This is a genomic window from Mycobacterium sp. E1715 (assembly GCF_001667625.1).
GTDB lineage: Bacteria > Actinomycetota > Actinomycetes > Mycobacteriales > Mycobacteriaceae > Mycobacterium.
Window position 1 is genome coordinate 18,613 of the sequence record NZ_LZJJ01000473.1, and the last position, 10,974, is coordinate 29,586.

Annotated in this window: 11 protein-coding genes; 4 read left to right on the forward strand and 7 right to left on the reverse strand. The window is 69.9% G+C overall.

The window, feature by feature from the left end:
* Positions 1–16 precede the first annotated feature (16 nt).
* Positions 17–505 (reverse strand): RNA polymerase-binding transcription factor CarD, encoded by a 489-nt coding sequence (gene carD, locus A9X03_RS23745; protein WP_003419482.1) that lies wholly within the window; start codon positions 503–505, stop codon positions 17–19.
* 297 nt (positions 506–802) lie between these two features.
* On the opposite strand from carD, the gene A9X03_RS23750 reads away from it, so the two are divergent.
* The 3 genes from A9X03_RS23750 to disA are packed head-to-tail and all read left to right on the forward strand — an operon-like array spanning position 803 to position 3,929.
* Entirely contained in the window at positions 803–1,369 is a 567-nt protein-coding gene (locus A9X03_RS23750) for a hypothetical protein (RefSeq protein ID WP_067747815.1), read from the forward strand.
* Between the two features lie 59 nt (positions 1,370–1,428).
* Positions 1,429–2,859, forward strand: coding sequence for a DNA repair protein RadA (radA, locus tag A9X03_RS23755; RefSeq protein ID WP_067747817.1), 1,431 nt, complete (start codon positions 1,429–1,431; stop codon positions 2,857–2,859).
* Complete coding sequence (gene disA, locus A9X03_RS23760) at positions 2,856–3,929, forward strand: DNA integrity scanning diadenylate cyclase DisA (RefSeq protein WP_067780552.1); 1,074 nt, start codon at positions 2,856–2,858, stop codon at positions 3,927–3,929. The genes radA and disA overlap by 4 nt, the downstream gene beginning before the upstream one ends.
* On the opposite strand, the gene A9X03_RS23765 is transcribed toward disA, so the two are convergent.
* Together A9X03_RS23765 and A9X03_RS23770 are read right to left on the reverse strand one after the other, a co-directional pair.
* A complete protein-coding gene (locus tag A9X03_RS23765) occupies positions 3,926–4,729 on the reverse strand; it encodes a hypothetical protein (RefSeq protein ID WP_156746649.1) in 804 nt (267 codons plus the stop codon). The two genes, disA and A9X03_RS23765, sit on opposite strands and share 4 nt — an antisense overlap.
* A 102-nt stretch (positions 4,730–4,831) precedes the next feature.
* Positions 4,832–5,449 carry a carbonic anhydrase gene (locus tag A9X03_RS23770; RefSeq protein WP_067747827.1) on the reverse strand — a complete coding sequence of 206 codons (618 nt, stop codon included), beginning with the start codon at positions 5,447–5,449 and terminating at the stop codon, positions 4,832–4,834.
* Between A9X03_RS23770 and A9X03_RS23775 the strand changes: the two genes are divergently transcribed.
* Positions 5,448–6,359 (forward strand): A/G-specific adenine glycosylase, encoded by a 912-nt coding sequence (locus tag A9X03_RS23775; protein WP_067747829.1) that lies wholly within the window; start codon positions 5,448–5,450, stop codon positions 6,357–6,359. The genes A9X03_RS23770 and A9X03_RS23775 overlap by 2 nt on opposite strands.
* 9 nt (positions 6,360–6,368) lie before the next feature.
* Here the strand turns inward: A9X03_RS23775 and A9X03_RS23780 are convergent, their stop codons facing one another.
* The 4 genes from A9X03_RS23780 to A9X03_RS23795 are packed head-to-tail and all read right to left on the reverse strand — an operon-like array spanning position 6,369 to position 10,919.
* On the reverse strand, positions 6,369–7,847 hold the full coding sequence (locus A9X03_RS23780) for an NADH-quinone oxidoreductase subunit C (protein ID WP_068263304.1): 1,479 nt from the start codon (positions 7,845–7,847) through the stop codon (positions 6,369–6,371).
* Positions 7,844–9,310 (reverse strand): proton-conducting transporter membrane subunit, encoded by a 1,467-nt coding sequence (locus tag A9X03_RS23785; protein WP_068263307.1) that lies wholly within the window; start codon positions 9,308–9,310, stop codon positions 7,844–7,846. The genes A9X03_RS23780 and A9X03_RS23785 overlap by 4 nt, the downstream gene beginning before the upstream one ends.
* Positions 9,310–9,972 (reverse strand): hypothetical protein, encoded by a 663-nt coding sequence (locus A9X03_RS23790; RefSeq protein WP_067747835.1) that lies wholly within the window; start codon positions 9,970–9,972, stop codon positions 9,310–9,312. Before A9X03_RS23790 ends, A9X03_RS23785 begins: the two co-directional genes overlap by 1 nt.
* A complete protein-coding gene (locus A9X03_RS23795) occupies positions 9,969–10,919 on the reverse strand; it encodes a respiratory chain complex I subunit 1 family protein (RefSeq protein WP_067782236.1) in 951 nt (316 codons plus the stop codon). Before A9X03_RS23795 ends, A9X03_RS23790 begins: the two co-directional genes overlap by 4 nt.
* Positions 10,920–10,974: the final 55 nt, after the last annotated feature.

Here is a 10,974-nt window from a genome sequence, read left to right on the forward strand (position 1 = left end):
CGAAGCGTCAGGGCCTTCAGGAAGCGGCGGCCAGAACCTCGTCGAGGATGGTTTCCGCTTTGGCGTCGTCGGTGCTCTCGGCGAGGGCCAATTCACCGACCAGAATCTGGCGGGCCTTGGCCAGCATGCGCTTCTCACCGGCGGACAGGCCGCGTTCCTGGTCGCGACGCCACAGGTCGCGTACTACCTCGGCCACCTTGTTGACGTCACCGGAGGCCAGCTTCTCGAGGTTGGCCTTATACCGGCGCGACCAGTTGGTGGGCTCTTCGGTGTGGGGAGCGCGCAGAACCTGGAAGACCTTGTCGAGGCCTTCCTGGCCCACGACGTCGCGGACACCCACGTATTCGGCGTTCTCGGCAGGCACTCGAACTGTCAGGTCTCCCTGCGCCACCTTCAAGACGAGATATTCCTTTTGTTCCCCTTTGATGGTGCGGGTTTCAATCGCCTCGACTAACGCAGCACCGTGATGCGGGTAAACAACGGTGTCGCCGACCTTGAAGATCATCTGATTCGAGCCCCTTTCGTTACTTCAGTCTAACACGGCCGCCCAATCGCGCGCGGAGCAACGATGCAGGTCAGGGGCACAACACGCGCAGATTAGGGGTTGACAGGGGGAGCAGAACGTGCAGTGACGCACATTACCCCTGCCTTATTCCGGCCCTGAGAGCGGCCCCTGAGCGCCCCGACGGAGCACCGGATATGGCCTCCCTGGCTGGTCCCAAGCCCCGCGCTACCGCGCGCGAAACCTTCCTACTACTGTGCATAGTTGCATCCGTCGAACCGGCCCAGCAGGAGGCATTGAGTGAACCGCTTCGAGATCGGCCTCCCCCTCCGCGCGCCGGCGCTGACCATCCGGGCGTCGCTCGTCGGCCTCATCGCGGTGGTCGCGATGCTCCTCAGCGGCTGCGGGGCCGGCCAGGTCTCGCAGATGGCCGTGCAGGAGCCCGCGATCAACGGCAACAAGGTGACCATCAACAATGTGGCGCTGCGCGACATCCGCATGCAGGCGCCGCAGACGGGCGCCTTCGTGCAGCCCGGGCAGGCGGTGGACCTCCTGCTGGTGGCCATCAACCAGTCGCCGGACATGCCGGACAGGCTGGTGAGCATCACCAGCGACGTCGGCTCGGTGACCCTGAGCGGCGATGGTCGGCTGCCCCCGGGCGGCATGTTGTTGATCGGCACGCCGGAGGGCCAGAAGGTGGCGCCCGGCCCGATGGGCTCGAGCAACGCGGCCAAGGCGACCGTGATGCTGGCCAAGCCGATCAGCAACGGGTTGCTGTACAACTTCACGTTCAATTTCGAGAAGGCCGGTCAGGCCACGGTGCTGGTGCCGGTTTCGGCCGGGCTGGCACCCGCGCAGCCAAGCTAGGCGGCGGCGACCGCCTGTCATAGCCGGGATTTGTCGTACCGGCTCGATACCGTCATGGCGTGGCAAATCCGCGCTCCCAATATCGCTGCTCCGAATGCCAGCACGTCACGGCGAAGTGGGTGGGCCGCTGCATGGAGTGCGGCACCTGGGGAGCGGTGGACGAGGTGCCGGTGCTGAGTGCGGTCGGCGGCCGTCGCGCGGCCGTCGCGGCCGCTTCGGCCTCGCGGCCGGTCCCGATCACTTCCGTCGAGCCCAACGCCAGCCGGCACCGCTCGACCGGGATCGGCGAGCTCGATCGGGTGCTCGGGGGCGGCGTGGTGCCCGGTTCGGTCACGCTGCTGGCGGGTGATCCGGGCGTGGGCAAGTCGACGCTGCTGCTCAAGGTGGCCCACCGCTGGGCGCTTTCGGGCCGGCGTGCGCTGTACATCTCCGGTGAGGAGTCGGCCGGGCAGATCCGGCTGCGCGCCGACCGGACCGGCTGCGGCGCCGACGAGGTCTACCTGGCCGCCGAATCCGACGTGCACACGGTGCTGGACCACATCGCGACGGTGCAGCCCGCGCTGGTGATCGTCGACTCCGTGCAAACCATGTCCACCACCGAGGCCGACGGCGTCGCCGGTGGCGTCACTCAGGTGCGCGCCGTCACCGCCGCCCTGACCGCGGCCGCGAAGGCCAACGGCGTCGCGCTGATCCTGGTCGGCCACGTCACCAAGGACGGGGCCATCGCGGGACCGCGCTCGCTGGAACACCTTGTCGACGTGGTGCTGCATTTCGAGGGTGACCGCAACGGGTCGCTGCGGATGGTTCGGGGCGTCAAGAACCGATTCGGCGGGGCCGACGAGGTTGGCTGTTTCCTGTTGCACGACAACGGGATCGAGGACGTGTCGGATCCGTCGAACCTCTTCCTCGATCAGCGGCCCGCGCCGGTCGCCGGGACCGCGATCACTGTGACGCTGGACGGCAAGCGACCGCTCATCGGGGAGGTGCAGGCGCTGCTCGCGACGCCGGGGGGCGGCTCGCCGCGCCGCGCCGTCAGCGGGATCGACCACTCCCGGGCCGCGATGATCAGCGCCGTGCTGGAGAAGCACGGCAGGCTGGCCGTCGGTGTCAACGACATCTACCTGTCCACCGTGGGCGGCATGCGGTTGACCGATCCCTCCTCGGATCTGGCCGTCGCGATGGCGCTGGCGTCGGCCTACGCCGACCTGCCGCTGCCGACGACCGCGGTGATGATCGGCGAGGTGGGGCTGGCGGGCGACCTGCGACGGGTCGGCGGCATGGAACGGCGGCTGGGCGAGGCCGCGCGTCAGGGATTCAGCATCGCGCTCATCCCCGACGGCGACGACCCGCGGCGCGAGATCGTGCCGAATGGGATGCGGGCGCTGCGCGCACCGACCATCGCCGCGGCGCTGCAACACATGAAAGCCATCGCCCGGCCGCGCACTGGCTGGACGCAAAACGCCCCGGGGCCGCACAATGACACGCTGTGACTCGTCCGACACTGCGTGAGACCGTCGCCCGCCTTGCGCCGGGGACCGGGCTGCGCGACGGCCTGGAGCGCATCCTGCGCGGCCGCACCGGTGCGCTGATCGTCCTCGGCAACGACGAGAACGTCGAGGCCATCTGTGACGGCGGCTTCGCCCTCGACGTCCGGTACGCGCCGACCCGGCTGCGGGAGCTGGCGAAGATGGACGGCGCCGTGGTGCTGTCCACCGACGGCAGCCGCATCGTGCGGGCCAACGTGCAGCTGGTGCCGGATCCGTCGATACCTACCGACGAATCGGGAACGCGGCATCGCTCGGCGGAACGGGCGGCGATTCAGACCGGTTATCCGGTGATCTCGGTCAGCCATTCGATGAACATCGTGACCGTCTACGTGGGCGGTGAACGCCACGTGGTGGCCGATTCCGCGACCATCCTGTCCCGGGCCAACCAGGCGATCGCGACCCTGGAGCGGTACAAGACCAGGCTCGACGAGGTCAGCAGGCAGCTGTCGCTGGCCGAGATCGAGGACTTCGTCACGCTGCGCGACGTCATGACGGTGGTGCAGCGGCTCGAGCTGGTGCGGCGGATCGGCCTGGTGATCGACGACGACGTCGTCGAGCTGGGCACCGACGGGCGTCAGCTGCGGCTGCAGCTGGACGAGCTGCTGGGCGGCAACGACGTCGCGCGGGAATTGACCGTCCGCGATTACCACGCCAGCCCGGAGCCGCTGTCCAAGGCGCAGATGACGGCGACCCTGGACGAGCTGGACGCGCTCTCGGACACCGAGCTGCTCGAACTCACCGCGCTGGCAAAGGTTTTCGGCTACCCGACCACCGCCGAGGCGCAGGACTCGGCGGTCAGCCCCCGCGGCTACCGTGCGCTGGCCAGCATCCCGCGACTGCAGTTCGCCCACTCCGACCTACTGGTCCGATCGTTCGGGACGCTGCAGGGCCTGTTGGCTGCGAGCGCCGGCGACCTGCAATCGGTCGAGGGCATCGGCGCGATGTGGGCCCGCCACGTGCGCGAGGGACTGTCGCAGCTCGCGGAGTCGACTATCGCCGACCCGCTGAGTTAACCGGCGGGGACCGGGGCCGGTGGGGCCTCGGGCGGCGGCGCGGCCGCGGGCTGACCCGGCCCGGGCACCGGGCCCGGCGGCGGAGGCGGCTGGTTCATGATGAACGGCACCGGCTGCGAACGCAGGTTGCCCAGCTGCACGACGAGGTTGTAGGTGCCCGGCCCGATCGCCGGCCGCGGCAGCGGGCAGTGCGGAGCCGACCCCATCCCCGTCCAGGTCACCGCGGTCGTCACCTGCTCGCCCGGCGTGAAGGTCTTGATCAGCGTCTCGTTGGACGGCGCGCAGTCCAGGTTCGACCACAGCCGCTTGTTGTCCAGCGAGTACACGTAGGCGGCCAGCACCGCGGCGCCGACGTCACGCTTGCACGACACCAGGCCGATGTTGGTGACGACCATGGTGAACTTCGGCTGATCACCGATGAAGTACTGCGGCGCATTGGTCAGGCCCTTGACGGCCAGCGTCGAATCGGGGCAGTCGTCGCCCTCTTTCAGCACCGGCGGCGGCTGCACCGCGGCGGTCGGGGTGGGCATCTCCGGGTTCTGGCCCTGTTGCGGCACCGGCGTGGGCTGCTCACCGGGCGCGATCGGCGGAGGCGCCTGCGGCGCAGGTGATCCCGGCTTGCTCTGAGCGGAATTGGGCTTGTCGGCACTGGCGGGCTTGGCGCCCGAGCTGTGTCCCATGAAGGCGATGACCGCGGCGACCACGATCCCTACGACGACGACCGCGACGCCCACGGCCAGGCCACGGCGCCGCCAATAGATCTCGGTGGGTAGCGGGCCACGCGGTTCCAGATCCAGCACGTTTGCAGCGTAGGCCCAGGTCACGTCGAGTTGCCTGACCCGCCCCGGCGTGTCGCGGGGTTTGCTGGCTGACGGCCGTGTTAGTGCCGGCCGCGCCGGGGCCTATTCGCCGATGTCCCCGACGTGGTCGACCAGCGCCGCGCGCCCGTCGGAAAGGTGATAGGTCGCGCCCGCCAGCGCCAGGGTGCCCGCCGCCACCCGCTCGGCGATCGCGCTCGAACGCGACACCAGCTGCGCGATCGTTTCGCGCACGTGCCGTTCCTCGAACTCGTCGACGCGACTGAGCCCGTCGCGGCGGCCCATCAGGATCGACGGCGCGACTCGCTCCACCACGTCCCGCACGAAACCGCCCGGGATCGCACCGTCGTTGATCGCGCCCAGCGCGGCCTTGACCGCGCCGCAGCTGTCGTGACCCAGCACCACGATGAGCGGCACGTCCAGCACCGTCACCGCGAACTCGATGGAACCCAGCACCGCCGAGTCGATCGCCTGCCCGGCCGTGCGCACCACGAACATGTCGCCCAGGCCCTGGTCGAAAATGAGCTCGGCCGCCACCCGACTGTCGGCGCAACCGAACACGACAGCGGTGGGCTTCTGCCCTGCGGCCAGGCTGGCCCGGTGTTCGACACTCTGGCTGGGATGCTGCGGCTTTCCTGCGACGAATCGCTCGTTACCCTCTTTGAGTGCTTTCCACGCGGTTACGGGGCTGGTGTTAGGCATGGCTGACATCATGCCGCATCCGCGGGTGAACGGGCGGCCAAATATTCCGGGCGACGAGTTGCTCGAGTGGTACGAGCGATCCCGCCGCGATCTGCCTTGGCGTGAGCCCGGCGTGAGCGCGTGGCAGATCCTGGTCAGCGAGTTCATGCTGCAGCAGACGCCGGTGTCGCGGGTGCTGCCGATCTGGTCGGACTGGGTGCTGCGGTGGCCCACCCCGTCGGCCACCGCCGCCGCCAGCGCCGCCGACGTGCTGCGGGCGTGGGGCAAGCTGGGCTATCCGCGGCGGGCCAAGCGCCTGCACGAGTGCGCGACCGTTATCGCGCGCGACTACGGCGACGTGGTGCCCGAGGATGTCGACATCCTCCTGACGTTGCCGGGCATCGGCAGCTACACCGCGCGCGCCGTCGCCTGTTTCGCCTACCGGCAGTCGGTCCCGGTGGTGGACACCAACGTGCGCCGGGTGGTGGCCCGCGCCGTGCGCGGGCTGGCCGATGCCGGTTCGCCGTCGGCGGTGCGGGACATGGCCGACGTCGCTGCCCTGCTGCCCGCGGACGAAACGGCGCCGCGGTTCTCCGTCGCCCTGATGGAACTCGGCGCGACGGTGTGCACCGCGCGAACGCCGAGGTGCGGGTTGTGCCCGCTCACCCGGTGCGCGTGGCGCGACGCCGGCCATCCCCCGGCCCAGGGGCCGGCCCGGCGGGTGCAGACCTACGCGGGAACCGATCGGCAGGTCCGTGGCCGGCTGCTGGATGTGTTGCGCGCCAAGGACTCTCCGGTCACCCGGGCGGAGCTGGACGTGGCGTGGCTGACCGATACCGCCCAGCGCGACCGGGCACTGTTTTCGTTGCTGGCCGACGGCCTGGTGGCCCAGACGGCCGACGGCCGATTCGCCCTGGCGGGCGAGGCATAGTCGCGCCGATCAAAGGTCGTTGCCGGCGTAGGACTGGTTGAAGCTTTTGTTGGCCAGGGGGAAGTCGGGGACGATGGTGTCGGCCATCGCGACCGGCAGCGCAGGCCAGTTGAACCACGACGGGTCGACGATCTTGGCGCGACTGATCCGGTGGGCGGCGTCGGTTTCGACACGGTGGACGATGGTGCCGCGCCAGCCCTCGACGATGCCGATCCCACTGCGGGGGCCGTCGGTCGCCGGCAAGCTCTTTGTGTATTCGATTGGGCCGCTGTGTGTTTCGATCAGATGGCAGGCGAGTTCGGTGGAAGCCGCGAATTCGTCGCGGCGCACCGTGTAGCGGGCCAGCACGTCCCCCTCGACGGCGTCGATCTCGGTGACGGGCAGTGCGGTGGTGGGGTGTTCGATTCGGGCGTCCGTGCGAAGGCCGCTGGCACGCGCGACATAGCCCAGGCATCCGAGCGCGTGAGCGTCCTGTTGGTGCAGGACGGCGGTCCCGGCGAAGCGGTCATACACCACGGTGTTGTGCAGGGTCAGCTCGGCGACCTCGGCGACGTCGGCGGCGATGCGCCGCAACGCGCCGGAATCCGGCAGCGCCCGCAGCGCCACCCCACCCGGGCGCATCGCGCCGCGCAGCAGCCGGTGGCCGGTCACCGCGTCGTTGAGTCGCAGCAGTTGCTCGCGGATGCGTTGGGCGTGCGCGTGGGCGAGGCCGAAACCGACGTCGTTGGCGAGTGCGCCCAGATCGGCGGCGTGGTTGTAGAGCCGTTCGAGTTCGACGAGCAGCGCCCGCAGCCGGTGCGCCTCGTCGGGGAGTTCGACGCCGAGTGCGTCTTCGATGGCGAGGCAGTGGGCCAGCGCGTGCGCAACGGAGGTGTCGCCGCTGACCCGTTCGGACAATTCGACCGCTCCGCCGGCCGGCCGGCCCTCGAACAGCTTTTCCATCCCGCGGTGCACGAACCACAGTCTGGCCTTGAGGCGCAGCACGGTTTCCCCGGCGACGGAGAAGCGGAAGTGGCCCGGCTCGATCAGCCCCGCGTGCACGGGGCCAACCGGGATCTCGTATACACCAGGGCCCTCGACCGTGACGAACGGGAAGTGGCCGCTGGCATCGAGTTTGGGGGCCGGCGGCGCCGTGCGGCGCATCGGATACCATTCCTCCGGCCAGTGGGCATGACGCACCAGGCGGCGCGCTTTGGGATGGCCCACGCACCGGATGCCGTACAGGTCCGCCATCTCGCGCTCGAAACGGCTGGCCGTAAACGACATATAGGCCAGCGATCGAATGGCCGGATCGTCTTTGGGCAGCACACATTCGAGTTCGACGCGGCGGTCCGGCCGGCCGGCGAGGAACAGATAGACGACCCGGTAGGCGGCGGAGTCGTCGTGGGCGGCGACCAGGGCCAAGCGGAATCCGTTGCCCAGCAGGTCTTCCGCCGAGGCCGCCAGCCCGTCCTGGGGTAGCCGGTGGCGCTGCCATTCGGCCCTCACCGCGCTCCCCCGACGTCGCTGGCGGCGGCGGTGAACAAGCCGGTGAGCGGACCGGCTGTGACGCCGAGGGTGATCGATGCGGCGATCCCGACGACGAGGGCGGCAGAAATCGTTCGGGGAACTGCGATTTCGCGTGCTTCGGTCGGGCGACCCAACAGGATGCGGCCCGCGTTGCGCGCCAGCGCAGCGAAGGCGACCGCAACCAGCAGCATGCCCGCGGCGAGCACCCAGGCCAGCCGCGCGTCGGCGAGTGATCGAACGATGGCCAGCTCGCTGGCGAACATGGCGAACGGCGGGAGGCCGAGCAGCACGATCACGCCGACGGCAATCGACACGCCGACGATCCGGGAGCGGCGCAGCACCGCGGCGATGTCGGCGATCGCGGTGGAGCCGTGCGCCGCCTGCAGCGGGCCGCTGGCCAAGAAGAGGACCGTCTTGCCGATCCCGTGTGCGAGGACGTGCAGCAGCAGAGCGGTGATGGCCAGCGAGGTCCCGGCCGCGGCGGCGATCGCGATCAAACCCATGTTCTCCATGGACGAGTAGGCGAGCATGCGCTTGAGGTCGGTTGTCACCGTGAGCATCAGAGCGGCGACCACCAGCGTCGCCAGCCCGATCACGAGCAGGCCCGAACGCATGAAAGCGGGTCCGGTGGCGGCGCCGATGATCGGCTTGAGGCGGATCAGTACCGAGAAGGCCACCGACAGCAACACGCCGCTCATCAGCGCGGAAACCGGTGCCGGGGCCTGGCTGTGGGCGTCGGCCAGCCAGGTGTGGAACGGAAACAACCCGGCCTTGGCGCCGTAACCGATGAGCAGCAGGCCGCCTGCCAACCGGGCGATGCCGGGATCGAGCCCGCCGGCGTGCGCCGCCAGCACGTCGAGGTTCAGCGCGGCGGCGGCCGGCGCACCGGCATGCTCGGCGGCGTAGTAGAGCAGCACGGTGCCGAGGAAGGCGACGGCGATGCCGACCGAACAGATCACGACGTACTTCCAGGTTGCTTCGAGCGCGCCGCGGGTGCGGCGGTGCCCGACCAGGAAGGCGGTGATCACCGTGGTCGCCTCGATCGCGATCCAGATGACGCCGATGTTGTTGGCGCACACCGCAACAACCATCGCCGCCAGGAAGCCGGCCGTGAGGGCTCCGTAAACCCGGGCACCGCGCGGGTCGGTGTGACCGTGCGCGAGTTCGGCGTCGAGGTAGCCGATGCTGGCCCAAGTGGCCAGTGTGGCAACGATTCCGATGACGATCAGCATCGTGACGGTGAGCGCATCGAGTCGCAGCAACCCGCCTAGGGCGAACCGGGTTCCGGACCCGACGCGGACGGCGAGCGCCGCGCCGCACGCGAGCACCGTCACCGCCGAGAGCACGATCAGTGTCGCGGTCGCCCGGCGCCATCCGGCAACCAGGACGGCGACCGAAGCACCGATCGGAGTGAGGATCGCGGCGAGCAACAAAGCGGTCATCAGTCGTGCAGCTCCTGTAGCGCGTCAAGGTCGGCAGCACCGAAGGCGTGAGCCAACCGCCCCGTCAGGACTCCGATCACGAGGACCGCGAACAACACGTCCAGCGAGGCGCCGAGTTCGACGATCAGCGGCACCCCCGCGGTGAGCAGGAACGCGGTGGCGGCGATCCCGTTGTCCAGCATGAGGAATCCCGCTGCCTGCGACACGGCATGTCGCCGGGTGACCATGACGAGCAATGCGATCAGGACGACGGCGGTGGCGGCCGGGACCGCGGACGTGGTCGCGGCGGGCTGCAGGTTCACCAGGGGTTGGGTGGCGGCGAACGCGGCCAGCGTGAGCGCGGCCGTGATCAGCAGCGACGTGGCGGTGTTGATGACCGGGGTGGCTTCCCGGGGCGATCGTGACTCGGCGCCGCCCGCTCGGGCCAGCAGCCGCGGCAGCACCGCGACCCGCAGGGCCAGCACGGCCACCCCGACGCCGATGAGCGCGCCGTCACGGTCATACGCCCCGCGCAGCAGGGGGATGGCCGCCAGCGCGGCACCCTGCCACGCCAGCAGCCGGATGATGGCGGTCAGGTCGCGCCGCCACACGATCAGCACCGCGGCCAACAGCAGCCCGCCGGCGGCGAGGTCGACCAGCACCGAGAACGTCCCGTACGTCATGCCGGCACCACGAAGAAGTTGGCGGCGACGACCGCGAGTAACGCCAACAGGAACGATCCGGCCAGCAGTTCGGGTACCCGGAAGAGCCGCAGCTTGGCGACGAACACCTCGACGGTGGCCAGGGATCCGGCCAACACCGCGACCTTGGCCGCCACTGCGGCCAAGCCGACGGCGACGTCGACCGCGCCCGGTCGGCCGCCGGCAATACCCCAGGGGGCGAACAGGTTTGCCAGCAGCGCCAACAGCACGGTCAGCCGCATCCCGGCCGCCCACTCCACCAGGGCCAGCCGCGGGCCGGCATACTCCAGGACCATCGCCTCGTGCACCATCGTCAGCTCCAGGTGCGTGGCCGGGTTGTCCACCGGCAGCCGTCCGGTCTCGGCGACGATCACGATCACCAGTGCGGCGAAGGCCAGGACGGCGGCCAGCGACACCACCTGGCCCGGATGGGTGATCGTATGCGCCACCAGCGCACCGAGATTCGCCGACCCCGCCGGCATGGACAGGGCGAAGACCGCAAGCAAGATGGTGGGTTCGACGAGCGCGGCGATCGTGATTTCGCGGCTGGCGCCCATGCCGCCGAACGAGGTGCCGGTGTCGATGCCGGCCAGGGTGAGCGCGACGGTGCCGACAAACAGCAGTCCGACCACGGCGAACAGGTCAGCGCTGGCGTCCAGTGGCGACCCGGTGGCGACCAGCGGTGCGATCGCGGCGATCAGCAGCGTGGTTCCGGCGACGATCGCGGGCGCGGCGGCAAACACCAAGGTCGTCCCACGTGGAGTGATCTGTTGCTTCCCAAGCTGTTTGACGATGTCACGCCAGGGCTGCAGGATTCCGGCGCCGGCGCGGCCCTCCCAGCGGGCGCGCACCTGCCGGGTCAGGCCGACCACCAGCGGCGCCCCGGCCATGACGGCGGCGATCTGGACCGCGCCCGCGACGTAGGACAAGACATTCACCGGGCCACCACCAGCACGACGAGCACGCCGAGCGCGCCGTAGGCCA